The organism is Streptococcus oralis, assembly GCF_023110055.1.
Taxonomy (GTDB): Bacteria; Bacillota; Bacilli; order Lactobacillales; family Streptococcaceae; genus Streptococcus; species Streptococcus oralis_BY.
In genome coordinates, this window is the sequence record NZ_JALDVG010000001.1 from 908,313 (window position 1) to 931,417 (window position 23,105).

Below are 23,105 nucleotides of genomic sequence, written 5' to 3' on the forward strand. Positions count from 1 at the left end.
TTTGTTCAACTTTTTTAAATGATAACGTTTTCTTCAGTCCGATAGAGATTCCCAACGAAGGGAGTTTCTAGCTCTTGAATATGGCAACGTCTAATTTTCTTGATATATCTTTCCTTACCTAATCTCTCAACTAAGTCATCTAGCTCCTCAGTTGGAACATAGAGCTGCAAGTAACGATGTTTTTTGGAATGGTAACAGATATCACCGTATTCCTGAAGTTTTTTTGCATCTCGATTATAGTAGAGATAGATGATTAATCCTGATCGATTTGTTTTTTCAAACATGAGGAATCCTCTTTCTAAGAAATCTTCTCCTATTATATCAAAAAAAGCAAACTCCGTCGAGTTTGCTTTCTAGGTTGCTTAGCTTAAAGAATTGTTGGCCATGATTTCATCAATAAAGCCATATTCAAGTGTTTCTTGGGCACTCATCCAGTAATCACGTTCCGCATCTGCATGAATTTGCTCGACTGATTTACCAGAGTTATCTGCAAGGATTTGCTCCAATGTCTTACGAGTTTTGAGCAAGTGCTCTGCAGCGATTGCCATATCGGTTTGTTGGGTACCACCACCTGTTCCACCCATTGGTTGGTGAATCATGTACTCTGCATTTGGAAGCATGAAACGTTTGCCTTTTGCGCCACTTGATGCAATGACAGTCCCCATGGATGCAGCCATCCCCATAACGATTGTTTGGACATCAGCCTTGATAAAGTTCATAGTATCAACGATTGCCAAACCAGCTGAAACAGATCCTCCAGGTGTATTGACATAAAGGTAAATATCTTTTGTGCTGTCTTGGGCATCCAAGAAGAGCAACTGGGCGATAACGGAGTTGGCCATGTTGTCTTCAACTGGACCTGTTAGCATGATGATGCGGTCTTTCAGAAGACGAGAGTAAATGTCATAGGAACGTTCTCCACGGCTTGTTTGTTCAATAACTACAGGAATCATTCATTTCTCCTTTTATGTTGAATTTTCTTAGTCTTACGACTCAATACAGAATTATTATATCTTTTTGGTCAAAAAAGGTCAAATTTTTGCTCTATTCTCTAAACAGAAACAAAAACTCAACCTCCTTTCAAGTCAAAAACGAACTTCTAATTTCAGTATTTACTTGCTATCTTATTTGGTACCGAACAAGCGGTCTCCAGCATCTCCGAGACCAGGGACAATATAGCCATGTTCGTTCAAACGTTCATCCAAGGCTGCTGTAAAGATTTCTACATCTGAGTGAGCTTCTTGAAGAGCTTTCACTCCTTCTGGAGCAGCTACAAGGCAGACAAACTTGATGTTTGATGCCCCACGTTTTTTAAGAGAGTCAACAGCCAAGATAGCTGAACCACCTGTTGCCAACATTGGGTCCACTACAAAGATTTGACGTTGGTCTATGTCCTCAGGCAATTTCACCAAGTATTCAACTGGTTGAAGGGTTTCTTCATCACGGTACATACCAATGTGCCCAACTTTTGCTGCTGGAACCAAGCTCAATAGTCCATCGACCATTCCGATACCTGCACGCAAAATTGGGACAATCGCCAATTTTTTACCAGCCAATTGTTTTTGAACTGTTTTTGTGATTGGTGTTTCGATTTCCACATCTTCAAGTGGAAGATCACGAAGTACTTCATATCCCATCAACATCGCAATCTCATCTACTAGCTCACGAAAAGCTTTTGTAGAAGTGTCTGTACGACGCAAGATTGACAACTTGTGTTGAATAAGTGGATGATTAATGACTTCAATTTTTCCCATTTTCTGAATTCCTTCTTTCAATTTATTCTTCTCATTATATCAAAAAATGGTTTAAAAATCTCTCTAAACCATTCATTTTTTATAAATTCTAAATTAAATTGGCTTCCTGGATAGCTCTTTGAACAGTCTCAAGTGGTAAATGGGTCAGCTCGGTCCCTTTTTCTTGATAGAGGTATTTGGCATAGTCGTCCATTCGGTACTGGTTGATATAAACCACGCGCTTGCAACCAACTTGTAGCAGTTGTTTGGTGCAGTTCAGACATGGAAAATGGGTCACATAGGCTGTAAATCCTCTAGGAACCCCTCGTTCAGCCCCTTGTAAAATGGCATTAACCTCAGCGTGAAGGGTTCGAACACAGTGACCCTCAATGACCAGACATTCGTGGTCGATACAGTGTTCCGTTCCTGATACGGAACCATTGTAGCCTGTTGAAATGACCTTATTATCCTTGACTAGGACTGCTCCCACCTTGGCGCGTTTACAAGTAGAACGATTGGCAATCAGTAAGGCCTGGGCTGCAAAATACTCATCCCAAGCCAGTCTTTTTTCTGTCATAAGTCTTCTCCTTTTCCTCTATTTTTTGAAAAATGGCAAGCGTAAATCTGCAATCTTTTCAGCTGGAACCTTCATGCCATCCTTGATCCATTTGAGTAGGACTGATACGATGGCAGAACTCCAAAAGGAATGAAGGTAGCTGCTGACGCCTTTTGATTTTCCGTGGTATTTTTCCAAAAATTCCTGCATAGCTTGGACGAAAATCTTTTCCAAATGATAGTCCAGAGCAAGTTGGATAACCTTGGCTTCTTTCTTAGCTGCGCGGAAAAGGTGTACCCAGACTAGATAAAGATCGGTTTTGACATCGTAGTGGCTCAACTGTTCCATAATGTTATGGACACTGCGTTTAAAGACGCTTTCCAAAATCTCTTCTTTGGAGTCATAGTTACGATAGAAGGCGGCACGAGAGACGCCCGCACGTTTGACCAGCTCCGAAATGCTAATCTTGGCCAAGTCTTTTTTCTCTAGAAGTTGCAAAAGAGCCGTCTCAATTGCTTCTCTAGTTAAAAAATTGGATTCTTGATTTGATTTTCTGAGATTTTCAAGAGATTTTTCAGATATTTTACGTTCAGACATAACAATTTCTTTCTACTTGTGACAACAGAGAGGTGGTACTTTTGTTTCAAGGGCTTTCATGATATAATTGTAAAAAAAGACAGAACCTTTGTCAATGTATAAGTGACAAAGATGGAGAATTTCTATGACTTGGAAGATTGTAGCTGACTCTGGTTGTGATTATCGTCAACTGGCAACTCCTGCTATTGATACGGAATTTGTTAGTGTTCCTTTAACCATTCAAGTAGCTGATCAGGTCTTTATCGATGATGCCAATCTTGACATTGACCACATGATGGAAACCATGTATGCGACTTCTGAGGCTTCAAAATCAGCTTGTCCTAGCCCTGATGATTACTTGCGTGCATTTGAAGGTGCTAAGCATATCTTTGTCGTTACTATCACTGGTACTCTTTCAGGTAGCCATAATAGTGCACAGCTCGCTAAGAATATCTATCTGGAAGAACATCCTGACACTCAGATTCATGTGATCGATACATTGTCTGCAGGTGGTGAAGTTGACTTGATTGTCGAAAAAATCAATGACTTGATTGATCAAGGACTTTCTTTTGAAGAAATTGTTGAAGCTATTACAGCCTACCAAGAAAAAACGAAATTGCTCTTTGTTCTTGCTAAAGTTGATAACTTGGTCAAGAATGGCCGTTTGAGTAAGCTGATCGGTACAGTTGTTGGCCTTCTCAACATCCGTATGGTTGGGGAAGCAAGTGAAACTGGAACCTTAGAACTGCTACAAAAAGCGCGTGGACCAAAAAAATCCCTTCAAGCAGCCTATGAAGAACTCATCAAGGCTGGCTACGCTGGTGGCCGTATCGTCATGGCTCATTGCAGCAATGAAAAATTCTGTCAGCAATTGTCAGAACGCTTGCTGGAAACCTTCCCACAAGCGGATATCAAAATCATCCCTACGTCTGGTCTCTGCAGTTTCTATGCAGAAGATGGCGGTTTGTTGATGGGATATGAAATCAACTAAGATTATGAGCAACAAGAGATGTCAAGCATCTCTTGTTTTTTGTGGTACAATAGAGCTATGAAACATTTTGATACTATTGTCATTGGTGGAGGACCTGCAGGTATGATGGCTACCATTTCCAGTAGCTTTTATGGTCAGAAAACTCTACTCATCGAAAAAAATCGAAAACTTGGGAAAAAATTAGCTGGAACGGGCGGTGGTCGTTGTAATGTGACCAACAATGGAACTTTAGATGACCTATTAGCTGGAATTCCTGGTAACGGGCGCTTTTTATACAGTGTATTTTCTCAGTTTGATAACCATGATATCATTAACTTTTTTACGAAAAATGGAGTCAAACTTAAGGTCGAGGACCACGGACGCGTCTTTCCTGCTAGTGATAAGTCTCGGACCATTATCGAGGCCTTGGAAAAGAAAATCACTGAACTCGGTGGTCAAGTTGCTACTCAAACAGAGATTGTTTCTGTTAAAAAGGTGGATGACCAGTTTGTCCTTAAGTCCGCAGACCAAAACTTCACTTGTGATAAACTCATTGTCACAACTGGCGGAAAATCCTATCCGTCTACTGGTTCTACTGGTTTTGGTCACGAGATTGCCCGTCATTTCAAACATACCATTACCGAGCTTGAAGCTGCTGAGAGCCCATTGTTGACTGATTTTCCACACAAAGCGCTTCAAGGGATTTCACTAGACGATGTGACCTTAAGCTATGGCAAGCATGTCATCACCCACGATTTGCTCTTTACCCACTTTGGTCTATCCGGTCCTGCTGCCCTACGCATGTCTAGCTTTGTCAAGGGCGGAGAGGTTCTCTCGCTAGATGTTTTGCCTCAACTTTCTGAGAAGGACTTGGTTGCATTTCTAGAAGAAAATCGGGAAAAATCCTTGAAAAATGCTTTAAAAACTTTGCTTCCAGAACGCTTGGCAGAATTTTTGTCGCAAGGCTATCCTGAAAAAGTCAAACAACTGACTGAAAAGGAACGCGAACAACTACTCCAGTCCATCAAGGCCCTCAAAATCCCTGTGACTGGAAAAATGTCTCTTGCTAAGTCCTTTGTCACCAAGGGGGGCGTCAGTCTCAAGGAAATCAACCCTAAAACACTGGAAAGCAAACTGGTCCCTGGTCTCCACTTTGCTGGTGAGGTACTGGATATCAATGCCCACACGGGTGGCTTTAACATCACTTCTGCCCTCTGCACCGGCTGGGTGGCAGGCTCAAATCCAATAAATACCAAATAAGAAAGGAAGTCCTTTGGAACATATTATTTTACTAAGAGGTGTTACTCCTAATGGAAAGAATGCTATCCCGAAAATGTCTTATTTGGTAGATATTCTGACAGAAGCTGGTTTTCAACACGTTCGAACCTATATTCAAAGTGGGAATATCATTCTTGAAAGTGACTTAGATTTAGAAGAAATACGAGAACGCGTTCATACTCTGATAAAGGAAAAAATTGGGGCCGACTTAAAAATGGTTATCAAGAATAAGAACGATTTTGAAAAGATTGTTCATGAGAATCCATTTAGAGAAGACTATCTTTACGATCGTATACATGTGATTTTTTATCAGGGATTTATCCAAAGTCTGCCACTAGAAAAATTGAAAGCTGACTACGGTGAAGAAGAAATTTGTGTAGGTGATCACTGTCTCTACCTCTATCTCCCTAGAACTGCAAAACAAAAAAAGCTCAATACCAACTATCTTGAAAAATTGTTTGGCCTGGATCTGACCATGCGAAAGTTAAACGTCGTGGAAAAGTTACTAACAAAATAGGAGAACAAGATGAACAGAAGAGAAACAGTCGAATTTGTCAACATGTGTATGATTCGAAACGGAAACAAGGTTCTGGTTCAAAATCGAGTTAATCCCGACTGGCCTGGCATTACTTTTCCTGGTGGTCATGTTGAACGTGGCGAATCCTTTGTCGATGCTGTCATTCGTGAAGTGAAAGAAGAAACTGGTCTGACCATTTCCAAACCACAACTCTGTGGTATCAAAAACTGGTACGATGACAAGGATTATCGTTATGTCGTCCTTTTTTACAAAACAAAACACTTTTCAGGTGAACTCCAGTCTTCAGACGAAGGGAAGGTATGGTGGGAAGATTTTGACAATCTATCTCATCTAAAACTTGCTACTGATGATATGTCTGATATGCTTCGTGTTTTTTTAGAAGAGGATCTCAGTGAATTCTTTTACTACAAAGACGGTGACGACTGGCTTTATGATTTGAAGTAAAAAATAGGCTAGGAAATTCCTAGCCTATTTTTTTTGCATTTGTCTGAACGTAAGCAGCAATGACATCTGATGTGTACTGGGCTGTTCCAGGTCCAAATTTGTCAATATTTTCCTTGAACTCTGGGTTGTAGATGTAACCTTTACCGATATGACCAAATACCTCAATAGAGCAGTCAAATCCATAAGTACGAATAGCTTGCAAGAGTTTGGCTGCTTCTTCTTGGTTTTCGACCGCTGTTGCAGCTAGCCCATTTTTAAGGTTTTGTGCCAAGGCTTGAAAAACTTGGTTGAAGGCGGCTGTAGCCTCATCTTCTCTACCACTTTGGCGTTCAAGCGCTTGGCTCATGACTTCCTGTCCATACTTCTCTACCGCTTCTTGGTGGTATTTTTGATTGTCTTGATAGCTAAATCCAGTGAATTTTTCCTCAATCGTCATTTTTCTTTCTCCTTTTTGTTCTTGAATAGTTTTTTGCAAGGTGGAAATCAAGGTATCCAAGTGTTGCCTTTCTCGAGTCAAATAGTCCAACTGTCTGGTCAAATGGGGCAATAAATCTGTCCTTTCTTCCTTTAACAGCTCTGCTATTTTTTCTAAAGAAAAGCCTAGATATTTGTAGTACAGAATGACCTGAAGTCGTTCCAAATCCTCCTGACTATAGGTTCGATAGCCGTTTTCCGACTTTAAGGGAACCAAGAGCCCTATCTTATCGTAGTGATGCAGGGTCTTAACAGAGACACCTGAAAGCTGCGCAGCTTCTTTTATATGGTACATGATTTCCTCCTTATACTCAATGAAAATCAAAGAGCAAACTAGGAAGCTAGCCGCAGGTTGCTCAAAGTACAGCTTTGAGGTTGCAGATAAAGCTGACGTGGTTTGAAGAGATTTTCGAAGAGTATTACATTGATAGTATAACCCCTCCCCCTAGGTCAGAGTCAAGCGTTTTTGCGAAAAATTTTTAACTTTTTGAGAAAGGTGTGAAAACTTGAAAATGGTTTTCTTGACAGACCTTTGAAAACATGATAGGATAGTCAAGTCTATCAATCAAACAGAAGGTTCATAGAGAGCCATTGAGAGAGGGCTATTTGACAACTCAAGTAGCCTTTTCTTATTTTAAAAAACAAGATTGGAGTTTCAACTATGTCAGAAAAATCGCAATGGGGCTCGAAACTAGGCTTTATCCTAGCATCTGCTGGTTCAGCCATCGGACTTGGAGCCGTTTGGAAATTTCCCTACATGACTGCCGCTAATGGCGGGGGAGGCTTTTTACTGGTCTTTCTCATTTCCACCATTTTAATCGGTTTCCCGCTCCTGCTGGCTGAATTTGCCCTTGGCCGTAGTGCTGGCGTTTCCGCTATCAAAACCTTTGGAAAACTAGGCAAGAATAACAAGTACAACTTTATCGGTTGGATTGGTGCCTTTGCCCTCTTTATCCTCCTCTCCTTTTACAGTGTCATCGGAGGTTGGATTCTAGTCTATCTAGGAATTGAGTTTGGGAAATTGTTCCAGCTTGGCGGTACGGGTGATTATGCTCAGTTATTTACTTCAATCATTTCAAATCCAGCCATTGCCCTAGGAGCTCAAGCAGCCTTTATCTTGTTGAATATCTTTATTGTATCACGTGGGGTTCAAAAAGGGATTGAAAGAGCTTCGAAAGTCATGATGCCGCTACTCTTTATCATCTTTGTCGTCATCATCGGGCGCTCTCTCAGCTTGCCAAATGCCATGGAAGGCGTTCTCTACTTCCTCAAACCAGACTTCTCAAAATTGACCAGTGCTGGTCTCCTATATGCTCTGGGACAATCTTTCTTTGCCCTCTCACTAGGGGTGACAGCCATGCTGACCTATGCTTCCTACTTGGACAAGAAAACCAATCTGGTCCAGTCAGGTATTTCCATCGTAGCCATGAACATCTCGGTATCCATCATGGCAGGTCTAGCCATTTTCCCAGCCATGTCAGCCTTCAATATTCAGTCTGAAGGGGGACCAAGCCTGCTCTTCATCGTCTTGCCTCAACTCTTTGACAAGATGCCTTTTGGAACCATTTTCTACATCCTCTTCCTCTTGCTCTTCCTTTTTGCGACGGTCACTTCCTCTGTCGTGATGCTGGAAATCAATGTGGGCAATATCACCAACCAGGACAACAGTATGCGTGCTAAATGGAGTACCATTTTAGGAATCTTGACCTTTGTCTTTGGCATTCCTTCAGCCCTATCCTATGGAGTTATGGCGGATGTTCACATCTTTGGTAAGACTTTCTTTGATGCTATGGACTTCTTAGTTTCCAATCTCCTCATGCCATTTGGAGCTCTCTGCCTTTCACTTTTTACAGGCTATGTCTTTAAAAAGGCTCTTGCAATGGAGGAACTACACCTTGATGAAACAGCATGGAAACAGGGACTTTTCCAAGTCTGGCTTTTCCTTCTTCGTTTTATCATTCCTATCATCATCATCGTGGTCTTTATCGCCCAATTTATGTAAATACAAAAAAGGACTTGAGAATATCTCTCAAGTCTTTTCTTTTTATGGATGACTGACAATCAATTCCAAACCTTGCCCTTCCAGAGTCCAAGCTTCAACATCACTTGGTAGGATAAAGTGGCTCCCTTTTTGGATTGGATAGTTTTTCCCGTCAACAGTTAGTTGACCTTGACCAGCCAAGACACTCAACAAGCTGTAGTCAGCTGTCTTTTCAAAGTTAACTTTTCCAGTAATTTCCCATTTGTAAACTGCGAAGAAATCATTGGATACAAGGAGAGTGGAACGTAGATCATCTGCTTTGACAGTGACAGGTCGGCTATTGGCAGGTTCTCCAATGTTTAAAACATCGATGGATTTTTCAAGATGAAGTTCACGCAAGTTGCCCTTGTCATCCTTGCGGTCAAAGTCATAGACACGGTAGGTAGTGTCACTAGACTGCTGGGTTTCAAGAATCAAGATACCTGCACCGATAGCGTGCATGGTACCACTTGGCACATAGAAGAAATCTCCAGCCTTAACTGGCACTTTTGTCAGTAAGGCATCCCAGTTCTTGTCCTCAATTTGCTGGCGGAGTTCTTCTTTTGACTTGGCATTGTGACCATAGATAATCTCTGATCCCTCATCCGCTGCGATGATATACCAGCATTCTGTTTTTCCAAGTTCGCCTTCGTGTTCTAGTCCATAGGCATCGTCTGGGTGAACTTGGACGCTAAGCCAGTCGTTGGCATCGAGAATTTTAGTTAAGAGAGGAAATACTGGTTCTGGACGGTTGCCAAACAACTCACGGTGTTCCGCATACAAAGTAGCAAGGTCTGTTCCCTCGTAGCGTCCATTGGCTACCTTAGAAACTCCATTTGGGTGGGCTGAGATAGCCCAGTATTCCCCGATTTTTTCACTTGGAATGTCGTAACCAAACTCATCACGTAGCTTGGTCCCACCCCAGATTTTTTCTTGCATAACTGATTGTAAAAATAATGGTTCTGACATGTCGATCTCCTGTCTGATTTTTCTCCCCTCATTATAGCAAAAAAAGAGTTCGAATTGAACTCTTTTTTCTATTTTATAAAGTAGGGAGAAGATTTTGTAAAAATAGTAACGAAACAATCTCTTACTTGATGGAGGAACCCCTAAAGCAGCAATCAGAAAGCTCGCTGTCAACGGCTATTCTCCTCAACTCTCATTAGACTTTCTTTACTTGAGAATCTATTTTTATGTACAAAAAAGACTGAAACCAGTCTTCTTTTTAAATCAAAGCTGTAATAACCGTCACTAGGCCAAAAATAATACCTGGTGCATTAGCTGCTGCAAGGGGGATATCTCTTTCTTTTTTGAAAAGACCGTAGTAAACCCAGAGACTACAGTTGATGGCAGCAACCAAGGGCTGGATGAAATTTCCTTTTTGACCAGCCAGATTGTTCATGATTTGTGGGAAGTAAGACACATACATCATAACAGACATAAAGGTCGCTACCCAACCTAAAATTTTCATTTGTTTTTCAGACATTTTCAAAACCTCTTTCATTTTTACTGAATCTTATTTTAAAATATTCTTTCAAAACAATCAAGTCTTTAAAACTTTTGTTATAAAGATATAAACTATCACAATCTTGTTATAAGAAAGAGGGAACAGAAAAAAGACCGAATTGCTCCGTTCTGTTTACTCAATCAAATATTAGAAAATGAATACTCCTTTTCAATGAATCGATTGATTGATGGTAAATAAGCCGTTAGAAATTATTGACAGTATCGAAATTTTCTAGTAAAATGAATTTTGTTAATACCTAAATGGTGTGTAGTTTTCTATCAACATAGTCAGGAGAAAAGGAACTTATGCTAAAAAAATTTAATGAATTGTCACTGAAAGATAAGGCTTATCTAATTGGCGGTTTGAGCTTATTAGTCATTGTGATCTCATTTGGTCTACTCAATCGTCAAACAGTAACTGTCAGTCTTGTCTTTACACAACTATCTGCTCCCTTGATTTTGGTGATTTTTACTTGTCTAGTAATCGGGATCATTGCTGGTAGTGCTATTGGTATTAGCTATCACCATAACAAGACTCAAGATCTGAGAAGCCGCATTGCTGAAGCAGAAGCGACTATCAATATAAAAGACAGGGAGCTTGTCCAGTACGAGGAACAGGTGCAACAATTAAAACAGGAAGCCAAACAATAAGTGTAGAAATCATAACCACCCGTGAAAACGGGTGGTTTTTTGTCTCGCACCTAACGGAGCGAGACGGACTGAAAGTCGCATAAATACAAAAAAGATCGAATTGCTCCGATCTTTTTAAGTTTCACTCCAAGAATGTTTAGATAAAAAATTTGATAATAGAATTACCTACTTCATACGATAAAAATCAATCACTAGACCAGCAGGCCCTTTAACTAATAAGGACTCTGTTCCCCAATCGGTTACAGTTGGTCCGTTTAAAACCTGGATACCAAGTTCTTTCAACCGTTGGTAATTCTGGTCTACATCCTCAACCTCGATATGAAGAATGATTCCTGACTGAAAATCTTCCAAAGGAATCAAATGATTTTGGGACAACATCAGACAGTGACTGCCAATCGTAAACTGAGCAAAACTGTCATCAACATAATCGGGCTTTTTATCCAAAATACGCTCCAAGTCAGCACAGACTTGGGGAACATCTGAAACGATAATATCTAATTGATTTAAATTCATTTACTATCCTCCATAAAAAGACCGGATTGCTCCGATCTTTTTAAGTTCCACGAAGGAATTATTTAATTGCGCGTGATTGCAATCCTTCTTCTTCCAAGAAGAGGCGGAATGGTACGAGTTCTTCTGCTTCGTATTTTTCCTTGAAGTCTTTGATTGCTTCTTCTGAGTGAAGTTTTGGATCCAATTCAAGTACTTCTACTGGAAGTGGACGGTGTGGAGTGATGCGAGCATCGATCACAACAGTTTTACCTTCTTTGTTGAGTTTAACAGCTTCTGCAACAACTGCATCGATGTCTTCGATACGGTCAACTGTAAATCCTACAGCACCTTGAGCTTCAGCGATTTTCGCATAGTCAGCATTAGGGAAGTCACAACCAAACAAGTGTTTGTTTGTGTCTTCGTATTTGTCCTTGATGAAGGCATATTTACCATTTGAGAAGACAACGTTGATAACTGGAAGGTCGTATTGAACGTTTGTGATAACGTCTGGGTAGCACATGTTGAATGCACCGTCACCCATGATGTTCCATACTTGGCGATCTGGATTGTCTTTCTTAGCAGCGATACCACCAGGAAGGGCAATACCCATTGTCGCAAAGAGTGGAGATGTACGCCACATGTTCTTAGGTGTCATGTGAAGGTGACGAGTAGATGTTTGAGTAGTGTCACCTACGTCGATTGAGTAGATAGCGTCTTGATCAGCATGTTTGTTGATTGCATTGTAAACTTGATACAATTGCAATTCACCCTCAGTTTTACCTTCGATTTTGTTCATGTAATCACGCCAGTTTTGGTTGTTCTTAACGTTTGCACGCCACCATGGAGTAGATTCAACTGGGTTCACTTTGTCAAGGATAGCTTTAGCTGCTTGACCTGCATCACCAAGGATTGAAGCGTCTAGGGCATGACGTTTACCAAGTTTGTAAGGGTCGATATCCACTTGGATGAATTTTTCAGTATTCTTGAATGCTTGGTAAACTTCAGCAAATGGGAAGTTTGAACCAAGGAAAAGAACTGTGTCTGCTTCAAAGACCACTTCGTTGGCTGGCTTCCAACCAACACGGTAAGCAGAACCTGTCAAACCTTCATAGTTCCATTCAAAGGCTTCAAAGTTTTTACCAGTTGTGATGATTGGTGCTTTGATTTTACGTGACAATTCAGTAATCACTTCACCAGCTTTAACACCACCGTAACCAGCATAGATAACTGGACGTTCAGCATTGTTCAAGATTTCAACAGCTTTGTCGATTTCAACTTCGTTCAAGGCAGGAGCGATGAATGAACGTTCGTACGAACCTGAACCGTAGTATGAGTTTTCATCGATTTCTTGGAAACCGAAGTTTACTGGGATTTCAACAACAGCTGGACCTTTTTTAGAAACTGCAGCACGGCAAGCTTCGTCAATTACTTTTGGTAATTGCTCAGCGTATGCTACACGTTTGTTGTAGACAGCGATACCGTTGTACATTGGGTTTTGGTTCAATTCTTGGAAGGCATCCATGTTGAGTTCGTTAACAGGACGTGATCCAAGGATAGCAAGGAATGGAGTGTTATCCATAGCTGCATCGTAAACACCGTTAATCAAGTGAGTCGCACCTGGACCACCTGAACCAACTGCAACCCCGATTGAGCCGCCGAATTTAGCTTGCATAACCGCTGCAAGAGCACCTGTTTCTTCGTGGCGAACTTGCAAGAAGCGGATATCTTTGTCTTCAGCCAAAGCGTCCATCAATGAGCTGAGTGTTCCTGATGGGATACCGTAGATTGTGTCTACGCCCCATGTTTTCAATACGTTGAGCATTGCTGCAGATGCAGTAATTTTCCCTTGAGTCATAATGATAACTCTCCTTCAAATATTTTTAAAACTTGATAAATCCGTTTTCATATACTAATTGGAAACGTTTCAGCAAATTTTTACTCTACTACTTTACCACATTTGTTTTGGGTATCCTAAGAATGTGCTCAGAAGTTTTTATTCTCTATTACAGTACAGTTTGAAAACGTTTTATATAACTGTTTTATAATAAAAAGCGAGCAAGCTCGCTTTTAGTCTATTTTACTAAAGTTTAGTAAGAGTGAACTAGTCAGAACAGATACAGAACTAAAGGCCATGGCTAGACCAGCCAGTTCTGGGTTGAGCACCAAACCAATACCTGAAAAGACTCCTGCTGCAATCGGAATACCAATGAGGTTATAGATAGAAGCCCAGAAAAGATTGAGTAGAATACGATTAAAGGTCTTCTTACTCATATCAAAAGCACGTGCCAATCCTAGTAAATTGTTGGTTGTAAGGACAAGATCTGCTGATTCAATGGCAATATCTGTCCCAGAGCCCATGGCAATTCCGACATCCGCTACACTGAGGGCCGGCGCATCATTGATACCATCTCCAACAAAGGCCAATTTCCCATTCTTTTGAAGCTTGTGAATTTCATGTGCCTTTTCCTCTGGCAAGACATTTGCGATTACTTCTTCGATACCAATTTGTTCTGCAATCGCATGGGCTACTCCAGCATTATCTCCAGTAAGCATGACCGTTCTAAGACCACGTTTTTTCAATTTAGCAATAGCTTCTTTGGCATTTTCCTTAGGGACATCCTGCAAGGCAATTAAGCCTTTTAACTGACCATCCACGGATAGGAAGACAACTGTTTTTGCTTCTTTCTCAAGCAAATCAAATCGTTCTTGATAATCATGTGGAATAGCAAGGTCAGCTAAGAGCTTAGCATTCCCCAGCAAGACTTGCTTACCATTAATAATCCCAGTCACACCTTTTCCATGCAAGGCTTGGAAGTTTTCCACTGGGTGAAGGCTAATTCCTAGTTCAGATGCACGATTAACAATAGCTTGAGCTAGCGGGTGTTGAGATACATCTTCCAGTGAAGCAGCCAAACTTAGCACTTCTCCTTCATCTCCGATAACATCTGTCACTACTGGCTTCCCTTCAGTCAAGGTTCCTGTCTTATCAAAAACAACCGTTTGAACTTTTTGGATTTCCTGTAGAACTGTACCATTTTTGAGAAGAATCCCCATCTTGGCACTTCGTCCTGTTCCAACCATGAGTGCTGTTGGTGTCGCAAGTCCAAGAGCACAAGGGCAGGCAATAATCAAGACTGCAACACCATAGAGAAGCGACGTTACAAAACTTTCACCAAGAAAAACAAACCAGATCCAAAAAGTAAGGAGTCCTAAAATGACAACTGCTGGTACGAAAATTCCAGAAATCTTGTCTGTCAAATCTTGAATAGGAGCACGACTGGTTTGAGCTTTCTTCACAAAGTCTACAATCTGAGCCAACATGGTTTCAGAACCTACTTTTTCAGCTCTAAAGATGATCGTACCACTATTATTGATGGTTGAACCAATGACAGCATCTCCAACTGATTTATCGACTGGAATACTTTCCCCAGTTACCATTGATTCATCAATACTAGTTTCTCCTTCTATTACAGTCCCATCAACGGCAATTTTTTCACCTGGTCGAACGCGAATAAGATCCCCAACTTTGACTTGTTCTAGAGGTATTTGAACATAAACATCATCACGCAAAACCTCTGCTGTTTTTGCTTGTAGGTCTAATAATTTTTCGACTGCCTGCGAAGTATTTTTTCGCATTTTTTCCTCAAAAACTGCTCCCAAAAGAATGAAGAAGAGGATAAATGCAGCACTTTCAAAGTAAACGGGCAGACCAGTGAAGAGGGCAACTAAGCTATAGAAATAGGCCACTAGGGTTCCCAGAGCAACCAAGGTATCCATGTTGGAATTGTGCTTTTTAAAACTAGCCCAGGCGCTTCTGATATATGGAACTCCAGCTACCAGCATAATGGGTGTTGTGGCTAAAAAGGTTCCCCAACGCATGACTTGGTGACTAATTCCTCCTGTAGACATCCCAATCATGAGAATCACAAGAGGCACAGTAAAGATACTAGTAATCCAAAAACGCTGTAAAAGTGACAAAGATTTTCGCGTCTTCTCAACTACAGTATAGCTCCCCTTTTGCATCTTCATGCCACATGAAAATTCATGTTGGCCTAACTCTTGAGGTGTAAAACGAATTGTCTTCTCTTCATCCACACCGATTGGTTCTAGAATTCCTTCTTCTTCGAAGAGAATCTCTTTATAACAGTTTGAAGGTGTCACACGATGAAAGGTAATCTCAGCAGGAATCCCTTTTTGCAGTTGAATGTGGTCTGGATGGTAGCCTTTGTCTGCCGTGATACGGATTTTTTGAACACCATTTTTAAGACTTGCTTTTACAATTTCAGTCATATCATTCTCCTATTCTACAATCATCTTACCGTGCATCATATTCATGCCACAAGAGAAACCATACTCACCTGCTTCTTCAGGAGTGATTTCAACCACATATTGGTCTCCCATAGGCAGATCTGCATGCACTCCAAAGTCTGGAAAAATGATTTGATCCAAGCAAGGCGAAGGATCTTTTCGATCAAAAATAATGCGAGCAGGTTGCGATTTTTTGAGGATAATAGTTCCTGGAGTATATCCCCCCATGACTTCCACTCGAATTTCCTGATAGCCATTCTTTTGTTGAGCTCTCTTACCGTCTTCTTGAGGTTTTTTGAAAAACCAAAAGAGGATAAAAGCAATCATTCCTAAAACAACAATAGATACAAATAGATTTAACATAGCGTCTCCTTTACATACAATTACATTTGACTTCTGCCACAGCACTTGCTTTTTTCTTTGAAATGACTTCTTCCAAACCTTCTAAGTCAGCCAAAGTGAAATCACATTCCACAATCAAATCAGCCAACAAGTTCTTAATCCTACGAGAACAAACCTTGTCTTTGATATCTTGGACAAGCAAGTCTCGACTCTGGTCCAGAGTTAAAAGGGCTGAATAGACAAAGAACTTGCCTTCTTTTTTCCTTGTCAGGCACTCTTTCTCAACTAAACGAGCCAAAAGAGTTTGAATGGTCGACTTGGACCAGTCGAACCGCTCCGCCAGAACCCTGATCAAATCCGTACTGGTCTGCTCTCCTTGCATCCAAATAATCTTCATGACCTGCCATTCTGCATCTGAAATCTGCATCATCACACCTCCTAAATCTACATTTGTCGATTACAGTTATTAGTATACTCTCAAAATCTACATTTGTCAACTATAATTTTTATTATTTTTTCGAAAAATAGAATTCTAATCCTGTAACGAGAGATTTGCAGTCAAATTTCACTATATAAACTATAAAAATATGCTATACTGTAGAAAAAAGAAAACAACCACTAGGGGTGCGTAAAGCTGAGATTAACGACTGTTATATCCCTTTGACTCAATCTAGGTAATGCTAGCTGATGAAAGTGGAAATGATAATGAGGACTAGCTAGTCTTCTATTGCTTTCCTCAAACAGACTAGCTTGTTCTTGAGAATACAAACTTCAGTTGGTTGGGAGGTTTTAGATGACTTATTTACCCGTTGCTCTAACCATTGCAGGAACTGACCCTAGTGGCGGTGCTGGCATTATGGCTGATTTGAAGTCATTCCAAGCGAGAGATGTCTATGGAATGGCCGTTGTCACCAGCCTTGTCGCTCAAAATACCAGAGGTGTTCAGCTAATCGAGCACGTCTCCAACCAAATGCTGGAAGCTCAATTGGAGAGTGTCTTTTCGGATATCAAACCTCAGGCTGTAAAAACTGGTATGTTGGCAACTACTGAGATCATGGAGATCATCCAACCCTATCTTAAAAAACTGGACTGCCCCTACGTGCTGGACCCTGTTATGGTCGCAACAAGCGGTGATACCCTGATAGATACTAGTGCGAGAATCTTCCTAAAAACAAACCTGCTTCCCCTTGCGACCATTATCACGCCCAATCTTCCTGAGGCAGAAGAGATTGTTGGTTTTTCGATTCATGATCCAGAAGACATGCAGCGTGCTGGTCGCCTGATTATAAAAGAATTTGGTCCTCAGTCCGTTGTTATCAAAGGTGGCCATCTTGAAGGCGGTGCCAAGGATTTCCTCTTTACTAAGGAGGAGCAATTTGTCTGGGAAAGTCCTAGAATTCAAACCTGTCACACCCATGGTACTGGATGTACTTTTGCTGCAGTGATTACGGCTGAACTAGCCAAGGGGAAGACCCTTTATCAGGCAGTTGATAAGGCCAAGGCCTTTATCACAAAAGCCATCCAAGACGCCCCTCAACTCGGTCATGGTTCTGGTCCAGTCAACCATACAAGCTTTAAAGATTAAGAAAAAACTCTCTAGTTCCCACTATAAGGGAATTAGAGAGTTTTTGATTAGAAAATAATGTCATCCAACTTTGTTAAAAAAGCTTGCGTTTTTGCTTCAATATCTTCTGCCTGCATCAGATCACGTACTACAGCTACTCCAGCTATGCCTGTTTCAGCAAGCTGGTCAATATTCTCTGACGTCAAGCCTCCAATAGCAACTACTGGAATGGCGACCATTTGGCAAATGGTTTTCAAGGTTGAAATCAAGGTGATAGGTGCATTTTCTTTGGTAGTTGTCGGGAAAATAGCTCCTGTCCCCAAGTAATCTGCACCCGATGTTTCTGCTTCAAGAGCTCTTTTTACTGTTTTAGCAGTGACACCGAGGATTTTTTCAGGACCCAATACTTGGCGGGCAACCGAAACTGGTAGTTCATCGTCGCCAATATGCAAACCTGCAGCATCGACTGCAAGACAGATATCCAACCGATCATCGATAATCAAGGGCACCTGATAGGCGTCTGTTATTTCCTTGACTTGTTTTGCCAGCTGATAGTATTGGTTGGTGGTGAGATTTTTTTCTCGTAATTGAATGATGGTAACACCTGAACGGCAGGCCGTCTCAACTTTTTCAAGAAAGCTTTCCAAGGAATCTTGGTAGCGATTGGTTACTAGATACAGTCTAAATGCTTCTCTATTCATAAAAGTCTCCTTTGATGGCTTTTAGCCAGTTTTCATCTCTTTTTAGGAGAGAGAGTTGATTGAGAACTTGGTAACGAAAATCTTCTAATCCCATTCCTTGGACAAGAATTCTCTCGGCAGAGATATTGAGATAAGAAACTGCTAGGCACGAAGCTTCAAAGGCAGTCTTTCCTTGGCTGAGAAAAACGGCTGTCAAGGCTCCAACTAAGTCTCCTGTCCCTGTTATCCAGTCCAATTCTGCACAGCCATTTCCCAATACAGCAACCTGATTTTCTGAAACGATGAGGTCCTTGGGGCCAGTGACTAAGAAAGACATACCAGGATAAAGCTGACACCAGTCTTTCAAGACTTGAAGCAGATCCTCAGTTTCTTGATCTTTAGCACTAGCATCAACCCCAACTCCGTGATGTTTTAAGCCAACAAGACTTCGGATTTCCGACATATTTCCTTTAAGGACCGTGGGCTTGTATTCTAAAAGATCTGTGACTAAGGTCTTACGAATGGATGAAGCTACTACGCCAACCGCATCTACTACCATTGGGAGAGAAGCTTGGTTTGCATAAGTAGCTGCCATGCGGATTGCTTTCTCCTTCTCAGCTGACAAATGCCCCAAATTGATGAAGAGAGCTTGGCTTTGTTTGGTAAAATCAAGAACCTCACGGGGATCATCTGCCATGACAGGTTTGCATCCCAGAGCTAAAATCCCATTTGCCAGCATCTCACAAGAAATCTCATTGGTGATGCAGTGAATTAAGGAGCTGGAGGTTAGAGGAAAGGGATTTATAAATTCCTGCATCATTCTATCCTTTCTCCAAAGAAATAAGTTTGTACGTTTTTAAAAAATTCCTGCTTGATTAAAAATCGAAAGGCAATAAAGGAAATCGCTGTACCAATCAAGGTTGCTCCGAAAAATCTAGGAGTGTAGATAAACCAACTGAGCTTGGCAGCAGATCCTGTAAAGAGAACCATAACAGGATAGGAAACAATGGAACCGATTATGCCTGTTCCCAAAATCTCTCCTAGAGCAGAATAGTGAAATTTCCGACCATACTTATAAAAGAGACCTGCAAGGAGGGCTCCGAAAGTTGCTCCTGTAAGAGCTAAAGGTGGAATCCCTTGAGTTGTCATACGGATAAAGGCTGTGGCTGTAGCCATGATCAAGGCATAAACAGGTCCCATCAAGATCCCTGCTAGGATGTTGACTACACTGGACATTGGTGCCATTCCTTCAATTCGAAAGATGGGTGTAAGTACTACGTCAAGAGCAATCATCATGGATAAAATGGTTAATTTGTGAACTTGTAGTTGGTGGTTTCTCATTTTCTATTTCTTCTCTTTTTCTAAGGACTGCAAATCACTCGTCCAGGTTTGATGTTGGTAAGCCATCTCCCAAAACTTGGCTTCCATGTGGACACTTCGATGGAAAGCCTCTAGCATTTTTTGTTTGTCTGTCTCATTGCTTTCTCGATAGAGCTGATTGACCAGCGCTTCTTCCTCTTTAATCTGCTGTTCTAACTCATCTGTGATATAGGTTTCAATCCACTGTTGATAAAGAGGATTCGGGGATGGTTTGCGATTAAGTGCCTTGCCCAAATCATGGTATAACCAAGGACAAGGGAGCAAACTAGCAAAAGCAATGCCCAAGTTTGGCTCTTCAAATTGCCGATAAATGTGAGAAATGTAATGATAGCAGGTGGGAGCGATTGGATGTTGCTCCATTTCCTGATCGCTGATTCCTAATTCCTTGAAAAATTGTTGGCGGATAAATAATTCACCCTCCACTAGACTCTGGGCATTTTGTTTCAAGAGTCTTTTCATCTCCTCGTTTGAAGTCTTATCAGCCAAGAGGTGATAGGCTTCTGAAAAAGACTTCAGATAGTAGGCATCCTGAATCAGGTAATAGCGAAAGATGGAAGGTTCTAACGTTCCCTCTTGTAACTGTAAAACAAAGGGGTGATGAAAGGAAGCCTGCCAAGCTTCCTTGGATAATTCCATCGCAATATCTGTGAATTCCATAATAACTCCTTTATAGAAATAAACTGGTTTGAAGTAGTAAAAAGAAAAGTAGGTAGATCAATATTGTCCTTTGAGGAATATAAAAGGTCCGATAGCGATTCTCCAACTGTGCATGTTCGTCATATCCGTGCGCAGACAAAGCGATCAGATAAAGATGGCGCCATCTAAAGACCGTCATCAGAACCTTACTGTAAATCAGGGGAGACCAAACATGCAATTTTTGACCACGCAATAAGCAAGCTTCCTTGAGGGACTTGATTTCTTGTTGAATGAGGGGAAAGGCATTGAATACCACAATCAAGGCATAGGCCCAAGACCGTGATAGGCCCTTTTGAGCCAAGTACAAGAGAAGCTCTTTTAAGGAAATACTGGAAACAAAGACAAGGCCGATACAAACCGTCACAAAAGCCCTCGTTCCAAGCATGACTGCCTGCGAAGCATCCCCATGTAACTGTACTGCCCAATAGTTGGCGAAGGATGGCAAAATGGCGAGCACAATCATCCAAGCCAACATCTTAAATCGACGGTGGTAGAGCATGAAGAGAATGCAAAATGCGACTACTGAAAGATTAAGAGCAATCGAAGGAATGAAGGATGTTTCCAAGGATAAAATTAGCAAGAAAAGACTGAGTATCGGTGTCCGGGTTGCGACTTTGATCATACTACCTCACCTCCCCTAGAGTATCATTGTTCAGAGAGGGGAGAGGTTTGCTGATGATCACGTCTTGGAGATGACTGAGCCCCTCACTAGTCATCTCAATCCAATAATCAACCACAGAGATCAAGGGATCTAAACGATGGCTAATGATCAGAAAACTTCTTCCCTGATTTCTCTCCTCCACAATCCACTGACAAAAATAGTGGCAAGCTCTATCATCCAAACCTGCAAAAGGTTCATCTAGCAAGATCACAGAGGCCTTACTAGTCAAGATGGTCAATAGCTGAAGAATCTTTTGCTGGCCACCACTTAATTGATAGGGACTCTTATCAAGCGCCTGCTCCAGATTAAAGTATCGTAAAGCTTGGAAAATTCGCTGATTTCTTTCAGAATCAGGTCCATCTAATTGAAGCTCTTCTCGCAGACTGGCTCTGATAAACTGCTTCTCAGCTTCCTGAACAACACCCGTCAGATCACGGTACAAACTCTTTTTCTTTTTCAGGACTGTCCCCTTCCAAGTAATGAGCCCTTTATACTTTTGAAATTGAAGAATAGAGCGAAAGAGGGTTGATTTCCCGACACCATTGTCACCCAAGATACAGGAAATTCCTTGGTAGAATGTAAAATCCGCAATTGAAAAGAGGGGACGCTTATCCAGCTCACAAGTCGTTCTATCCATATGGAACAATTCCGGGCTAGAAGCAACATTCTTTGAAGAAACCTGTGTCATCTCAGAGGTAGGGATTTGAAATACTTCCCTTAGTTGTCCGTCTCTTAGCTCCACCATATGGTCGATATAGGCTTCATAATCAGATAAATCATGGTCGCACAGGATGACTGTCTTCCCATCAAGAGCCAACTCTTTTAGAATCTCCAATATCTCGATTCTGCTCTTGCGGTCAATAGAAGCAAAGGGTTCATCCAAGAGATAGACCCTAGGATTCATAGCAAAGAGAACAGCCAAAGCAGCCTTTTGCTTTTCCCCACCTGATAGGTGATGAATGGGACGGTGCAAGATTGGCTCGCAACGACATTGCCGAACCACCTCTGCTATTTTAGCATCAATCTCTTGAAGGGGATGACCAATATTCTCCAAGGTAAAAATCAGCTCCTCAAACAAGTTCTCCATGGTAAATTGATGATTAGGATTTTGAAAGAGAATGCCAACCGTCTGGACACGGTCGACGATAGAAAGCTGACTGACCTCTCTCCCATCTATCAGGACTTGACCGCTATAGGGAAGAGAACTGACTTGGGCAATCATTTGAAAGAGACTCGATTTTCCTGAACCACTGCTCCCAACTAACAAGGTGAAGGCTTGCGCATGAAAAGTAAAATCAAGCGGTTCCGAAAAGATTGGGGACTGAATCGCTCGTAGTTTCAGCCCCATCTATGCCTTGCCCCCAGCTGCAAACTGATGATAAAGTTTGACAATGGCACGAACCAAGATGGTACAGAAGAAAAAGACAGAAATAAAGCGCACCACAAGCAAGGAAAGGACAAAAGGAAGGGAGAAGGCGTAGTAACCTAACTTAATGTATTCATAGACAAAACTAACAAGCGTAATCCCAATACTATTAGCAGTTAGAGAGAGCCAACTTTCATAGCGATTCTTGGTTACGATAAAACCAAGTTCACTTCCCAAACCTTGAACCAAGCCAGACAAAAGGGCACCTAGACCGAATTGACTACCATAAAGGACTTCAGCAAGCGCAGCGAGCACTTCTCCAATCGTCGCACTTCCGACTCTTGGAACAAAGATGGCCGCAATGGGCGCAGCCATACACCAGAGACCAAAGAGGATTTCATTGGCAAAGGCCTGTAAACCAAGAGGGGCCAAGATTAGGGTGAGAATATCAAACAGATAGCCCGAACCCACAAAAACGCCACCAAAAAAGATAGACAAGAAAGCAAGTAAGATAACATCTTTTAACTGCCATTTTTTCAACATAAAAAACTCCTTTTTTAAAGAAAAGTGGGGCATTCAAGGAGAGCTACCAAAAGGCTTGCCGTCTATCCTCTTTTGATAAACAAAAAAACTCCAATTACAAACGAGAATTAGAGTTTACCTTACAAGATTAGACAGTTTCCTTCAACATACGAAAAAAACCTTTTCACATTTCCCTTCGCCAGTCTTAACTGTATCAGGTTCAATGGGTATCATCTCAGCCTAAAGCACCCCAAATGTCTTTATTATTTTATTATATAATTATTTTAACAGACGATTTATTCTAGTTCAAGGAATTGAACTGGAAATACAGCCTTGTACTCAAAAAGA

General features: G+C 41.3%; 27 protein-coding genes and 2 riboswitches. Of the genes, 7 read left to right on the forward strand and 20 right to left on the reverse strand.

The window, feature by feature from the left end; all coding sequences use genetic code 11:
- Positions 1-14 precede the first annotated feature (14 nt).
- The 5 genes from M1G01_RS04375 to M1G01_RS04395 form a co-directional block, all read right to left on the reverse strand.
- Complete coding sequence (locus M1G01_RS04375; protein ID WP_042902526.1) at positions 15-284, reverse strand: YlbG family protein; 270 nt, start codon at positions 282-284, stop codon at positions 15-17.
- A 78-nt stretch (positions 285-362) separates the two neighbouring features.
- Positions 363-953 (reverse strand): ATP-dependent Clp protease proteolytic subunit ClpP, encoded by a 591-nt coding sequence (gene clpP, locus M1G01_RS04380; RefSeq protein ID WP_000613467.1) that lies wholly within the window; start codon positions 951-953, stop codon positions 363-365.
- A 171-nt stretch (positions 954-1,124) separates the two neighbouring features.
- Positions 1,125-1,754, reverse strand: coding sequence for a uracil phosphoribosyltransferase (upp, locus tag M1G01_RS04385; RefSeq protein ID WP_125457015.1), 630 nt, complete (start codon positions 1,752-1,754; stop codon positions 1,125-1,127).
- Positions 1,755-1,842: 88 nt separating this feature from the next.
- On the reverse strand, positions 1,843-2,310 hold the full coding sequence (locus tag M1G01_RS04390) for a deoxycytidylate deaminase (protein WP_247931254.1): 468 nt from the start codon (positions 2,308-2,310) through the stop codon (positions 1,843-1,845).
- Positions 2,311-2,328: 18 nt separating this feature from the next.
- A complete protein-coding gene (locus tag M1G01_RS04395) occupies positions 2,329-2,886 on the reverse strand; it encodes a TetR/AcrR family transcriptional regulator (protein WP_000003897.1) in 558 nt (185 codons plus the stop codon).
- A gap of 124 nt (positions 2,887-3,010) precedes the next feature.
- On the opposite strand from M1G01_RS04395, the gene M1G01_RS04400 reads away from it, so the two are divergent.
- From M1G01_RS04400 to M1G01_RS04415, 4 genes are read left to right on the forward strand one after another with little or no spacing between them, the layout of a single operon-like run.
- Positions 3,011-3,856, forward strand: coding sequence for a DegV family protein (locus M1G01_RS04400; RefSeq protein WP_247931255.1), 846 nt, complete (start codon positions 3,011-3,013; stop codon positions 3,854-3,856).
- Between the two features lie 57 nt (positions 3,857-3,913).
- On the forward strand, positions 3,914-5,095 hold the full coding sequence (gene aao, locus M1G01_RS04405) for an aminoacetone oxidase (protein ID WP_070656978.1): 1,182 nt from the start codon (positions 3,914-3,916) through the stop codon (positions 5,093-5,095).
- Positions 5,096-5,108: 13 nt separating this feature from the next.
- A complete protein-coding gene (locus M1G01_RS04410; protein WP_061852743.1) occupies positions 5,109-5,630 on the forward strand; it encodes a DUF1697 domain-containing protein in 522 nt (173 codons plus the stop codon).
- Positions 5,631-5,639: 9 nt separating this feature from the next.
- A complete protein-coding gene (locus M1G01_RS04415) occupies positions 5,640-6,095 on the forward strand; it encodes an 8-oxo-dGTP diphosphatase (protein WP_247931257.1) in 456 nt (151 codons plus the stop codon).
- 19 nt (positions 6,096-6,114) lie between these two features.
- Here M1G01_RS04415 and M1G01_RS04420 read toward each other — a convergent pair whose 3' ends face one another.
- Complete coding sequence (locus M1G01_RS04420) at positions 6,115-6,864, reverse strand: MerR family transcriptional regulator (protein WP_247925552.1); 750 nt, start codon at positions 6,862-6,864, stop codon at positions 6,115-6,117.
- 366 nt (positions 6,865-7,230) lie between these two features.
- Between M1G01_RS04420 and M1G01_RS04425 the strand changes: the two genes are divergently transcribed.
- Entirely contained in the window at positions 7,231-8,571 is a 1,341-nt protein-coding gene (locus M1G01_RS04425; RefSeq protein WP_247931258.1) for a sodium-dependent transporter, read from the forward strand.
- 42 nt (positions 8,572-8,613) lie between these two features.
- Here the strand turns inward: M1G01_RS04425 and manA are convergent, their stop codons facing one another.
- A complete protein-coding gene (manA, locus tag M1G01_RS04430; RefSeq protein WP_001294306.1) occupies positions 8,614-9,558 on the reverse strand; it encodes a mannose-6-phosphate isomerase, class I in 945 nt (314 codons plus the stop codon).
- 256 nt (positions 9,559-9,814) lie between these two features.
- Positions 9,815-10,075 (reverse strand): SemiSWEET family transporter, encoded by a 261-nt coding sequence (locus M1G01_RS04435; RefSeq protein ID WP_001291472.1) that lies wholly within the window; start codon positions 10,073-10,075, stop codon positions 9,815-9,817.
- Positions 10,076-10,401: 326 nt separating this feature from the next.
- Between M1G01_RS04435 and M1G01_RS04440 the strand changes: the two genes are divergently transcribed.
- Positions 10,402-10,746 carry a lipopolysaccharide assembly protein LapA domain-containing protein gene (locus tag M1G01_RS04440; RefSeq protein ID WP_000913393.1) on the forward strand — a complete coding sequence of 115 codons (345 nt, stop codon included), beginning with the start codon at positions 10,402-10,404 and terminating at the stop codon, positions 10,744-10,746.
- Positions 10,747-10,911: 165 nt separating this feature from the next.
- On the opposite strand, the gene M1G01_RS04445 is transcribed toward M1G01_RS04440, so the two are convergent.
- The 5 genes from M1G01_RS04445 to M1G01_RS04465 all read right to left on the reverse strand — a co-directional run bounded on the left by M1G01_RS04445 (position 10,912) and on the right by M1G01_RS04465 (position 16,315).
- Positions 10,912-11,259, reverse strand: coding sequence for a VOC family protein (locus M1G01_RS04445; RefSeq protein ID WP_001052638.1), 348 nt, complete (start codon positions 11,257-11,259; stop codon positions 10,912-10,914).
- Between the two features lie 58 nt (positions 11,260-11,317).
- Positions 11,318-13,093, reverse strand: coding sequence for a pyruvate oxidase (spxB, locus tag M1G01_RS04450; RefSeq protein WP_000191819.1), 1,776 nt, complete (start codon positions 13,091-13,093; stop codon positions 11,318-11,320).
- A gap of 212 nt (positions 13,094-13,305) precedes the next feature.
- The gene (locus M1G01_RS04455; protein WP_247931259.1) at positions 13,306-15,528 is read right to left on the reverse strand and encodes a heavy metal translocating P-type ATPase; all 2,223 of its coding nucleotides are present in this window, start codon (positions 15,526-15,528) and stop codon (positions 13,306-13,308) included.
- Positions 15,529-15,537: 9 nt separating this feature from the next.
- Entirely contained in the window at positions 15,538-15,909 is a 372-nt protein-coding gene (locus tag M1G01_RS04460) for a cupredoxin domain-containing protein (protein ID WP_033629430.1), read from the reverse strand.
- 10 nt (positions 15,910-15,919) lie between these two features.
- Positions 15,920-16,315 (reverse strand): CopY/TcrY family copper transport repressor, encoded by a 396-nt coding sequence (locus tag M1G01_RS04465; RefSeq protein ID WP_247931507.1) that lies wholly within the window; start codon positions 16,313-16,315, stop codon positions 15,920-15,922.
- Between the two features lie 183 nt (positions 16,316-16,498).
- Positions 16,499-16,597, forward strand: a riboswitch (TPP riboswitch).
- An 84-nt stretch (positions 16,598-16,681) separates the two neighbouring features.
- On the opposite strand from M1G01_RS04465, the gene thiD reads away from it, so the two are divergent.
- On the forward strand, positions 16,682-17,473 hold the full coding sequence (thiD, locus tag M1G01_RS04470; protein WP_247931260.1) for a bifunctional hydroxymethylpyrimidine kinase/phosphomethylpyrimidine kinase: 792 nt from the start codon (positions 16,682-16,684) through the stop codon (positions 17,471-17,473).
- A gap of 47 nt (positions 17,474-17,520) precedes the next feature.
- Here the strand turns inward: thiD and thiE are convergent, their stop codons facing one another.
- Genes thiE through M1G01_RS04505 form a run of 7 tightly spaced genes read right to left on the reverse strand, consistent with a single transcriptional unit; the run spans position 17,521 to position 22,778 of the window.
- Complete coding sequence (gene thiE, locus M1G01_RS04475) at positions 17,521-18,153, reverse strand: thiamine phosphate synthase (protein ID WP_247931261.1); 633 nt, start codon at positions 18,151-18,153, stop codon at positions 17,521-17,523.
- Positions 18,146-18,949, reverse strand: a complete 804-nt coding sequence (gene thiM / locus M1G01_RS04480) for a hydroxyethylthiazole kinase (protein ID WP_247931508.1) — start codon at positions 18,947-18,949, stop codon at positions 18,146-18,148. Before thiM ends, thiE begins: the two co-directional genes overlap by 8 nt.
- Positions 18,949-19,473 carry an energy coupling factor transporter S component ThiW gene (thiW, locus tag M1G01_RS04485; RefSeq protein WP_247931262.1) on the reverse strand — a complete coding sequence of 175 codons (525 nt, stop codon included), beginning with the start codon at positions 19,471-19,473 and terminating at the stop codon, positions 18,949-18,951. The genes thiM and thiW overlap by 1 nt, the downstream gene beginning before the upstream one ends.
- A 3-nt stretch (positions 19,474-19,476) precedes the next feature.
- Positions 19,477-20,169: a thiaminase II gene (gene tenA / locus M1G01_RS04490; protein WP_247931263.1), complete on the reverse strand. Its 693-nt coding sequence runs from the start codon at positions 20,167-20,169 to the stop codon at positions 19,477-19,479.
- A 10-nt stretch (positions 20,170-20,179) separates the two neighbouring features.
- On the reverse strand, positions 20,180-20,830 hold the full coding sequence (locus M1G01_RS04495; RefSeq protein WP_247931264.1) for an energy-coupling factor transporter transmembrane component T: 651 nt from the start codon (positions 20,828-20,830) through the stop codon (positions 20,180-20,182).
- Position 20,831: 1 nt separating this feature from the next.
- Entirely contained in the window at positions 20,832-22,217 is a 1,386-nt protein-coding gene (locus M1G01_RS04500) for an ATP-binding cassette domain-containing protein (RefSeq protein WP_084944404.1), read from the reverse strand.
- A complete protein-coding gene (locus tag M1G01_RS04505; RefSeq protein WP_000915275.1) occupies positions 22,218-22,778 on the reverse strand; it encodes an ECF transporter S component in 561 nt (186 codons plus the stop codon).
- A gap of 153 nt (positions 22,779-22,931) precedes the next feature.
- Positions 22,932-23,020, reverse strand: a riboswitch (TPP riboswitch).
- Positions 23,021-23,105 lie beyond the last annotated feature (85 nt).

What these genes read in the sequence shown, in the direction of transcription:
- clpP (WP_000613467.1), bottom strand. Translation starts at nt 953, where the DNA reads ATGATTCCTGTAGTTATTGAACAAACAAGCCGTGGAGAACGTTCCTAT.
- M1G01_RS04415 (WP_247931257.1), top strand. Translation starts at nt 5,640, where the DNA reads ATGAACAGAAGAGAAACAGTCGAATTTGTCAACATGTGTATGATTCGA.
- M1G01_RS04395 (WP_000003897.1), bottom strand. Translation starts at nt 2,886, where the DNA reads ATGTCTGAACGTAAAATATCTGAAAAATCTCTTGAAAATCTCAGAAAA.
- thiE (WP_247931261.1), bottom strand. Translation starts at nt 18,153, where the DNA reads ATGAATAGAGAAGCATTTAGACTGTATCTAGTAACCAATCGCTACCAA.
- upp (WP_125457015.1), bottom strand. Translation starts at nt 1,754, where the DNA reads ATGGGAAAAATTGAAGTCATTAATCATCCACTTATTCAACACAAGTTG.
- M1G01_RS04400 (WP_247931255.1), top strand. Translation starts at nt 3,011, where the DNA reads ATGACTTGGAAGATTGTAGCTGACTCTGGTTGTGATTATCGTCAACTG.
- thiM (WP_247931508.1), bottom strand. Translation starts at nt 18,949, where the DNA reads ATGCAGGAATTTATAAATCCCTTTCCTCTAACCTCCAGCTCCTTAATT.
- M1G01_RS04375 (WP_042902526.1), bottom strand. Translation starts at nt 284, where the DNA reads ATGTTTGAAAAAACAAATCGATCAGGATTAATCATCTATCTCTACTAT.
- M1G01_RS04390 (WP_247931254.1), bottom strand. Translation starts at nt 2,310, where the DNA reads ATGACAGAAAAAAGACTGGCTTGGGATGAGTATTTTGCAGCCCAGGCC.
- M1G01_RS04455 (WP_247931259.1), bottom strand. Translation starts at nt 15,528, where the DNA reads ATGACTGAAATTGTAAAAGCAAGTCTTAAAAATGGTGTTCAAAAAATC.
- M1G01_RS04460 (WP_033629430.1), bottom strand. Translation starts at nt 15,909, where the DNA reads ATGTTAAATCTATTTGTATCTATTGTTGTTTTAGGAATGATTGCTTTT.
- aao (WP_070656978.1), top strand. Translation starts at nt 3,914, where the DNA reads ATGAAACATTTTGATACTATTGTCATTGGTGGAGGACCTGCAGGTATG.
- M1G01_RS04505 (WP_000915275.1), bottom strand. Translation starts at nt 22,778, where the DNA reads ATGTTGAAAAAATGGCAGTTAAAAGATGTTATCTTACTTGCTTTCTTG.
- thiW (WP_247931262.1), bottom strand. Translation starts at nt 19,473, where the DNA reads ATGAGAAACCACCAACTACAAGTTCACAAATTAACCATTTTATCCATG.
- M1G01_RS04435 (WP_001291472.1), bottom strand. Translation starts at nt 10,075, where the DNA reads ATGTCTGAAAAACAAATGAAAATTTTAGGTTGGGTAGCGACCTTTATG.
- M1G01_RS04495 (WP_247931264.1), bottom strand. Translation starts at nt 20,830, where the DNA reads ATGATCAAAGTCGCAACCCGGACACCGATACTCAGTCTTTTCTTGCTA.
- manA (WP_001294306.1), bottom strand. Translation starts at nt 9,558, where the DNA reads ATGTCAGAACCATTATTTTTACAATCAGTTATGCAAGAAAAAATCTGG.
- thiD (WP_247931260.1), top strand. Translation starts at nt 16,682, where the DNA reads ATGACTTATTTACCCGTTGCTCTAACCATTGCAGGAACTGACCCTAGT.
- M1G01_RS04445 (WP_001052638.1), bottom strand. Translation starts at nt 11,259, where the DNA reads ATGAATTTAAATCAATTAGATATTATCGTTTCAGATGTTCCCCAAGTC.
- M1G01_RS04500 (WP_084944404.1), bottom strand. Translation starts at nt 22,217, where the DNA reads ATGGGGCTGAAACTACGAGCGATTCAGTCCCCAATCTTTTCGGAACCG.
- tenA (WP_247931263.1), bottom strand. Translation starts at nt 20,169, where the DNA reads ATGGAATTCACAGATATTGCGATGGAATTATCCAAGGAAGCTTGGCAG.
- M1G01_RS04420 (WP_247925552.1), bottom strand. Translation starts at nt 6,864, where the DNA reads ATGTACCATATAAAAGAAGCTGCGCAGCTTTCAGGTGTCTCTGTTAAG.
- M1G01_RS04425 (WP_247931258.1), top strand. Translation starts at nt 7,231, where the DNA reads ATGTCAGAAAAATCGCAATGGGGCTCGAAACTAGGCTTTATCCTAGCA.
- spxB (WP_000191819.1), bottom strand. Translation starts at nt 13,093, where the DNA reads ATGACTCAAGGGAAAATTACTGCATCTGCAGCAATGCTCAACGTATTG.
- M1G01_RS04440 (WP_000913393.1), top strand. Translation starts at nt 10,402, where the DNA reads ATGCTAAAAAAATTTAATGAATTGTCACTGAAAGATAAGGCTTATCTA.
- M1G01_RS04465 (WP_247931507.1), bottom strand. Translation starts at nt 16,315, where the DNA reads ATGCAGATTTCAGATGCAGAATGGCAGGTCATGAAGATTATTTGGATG.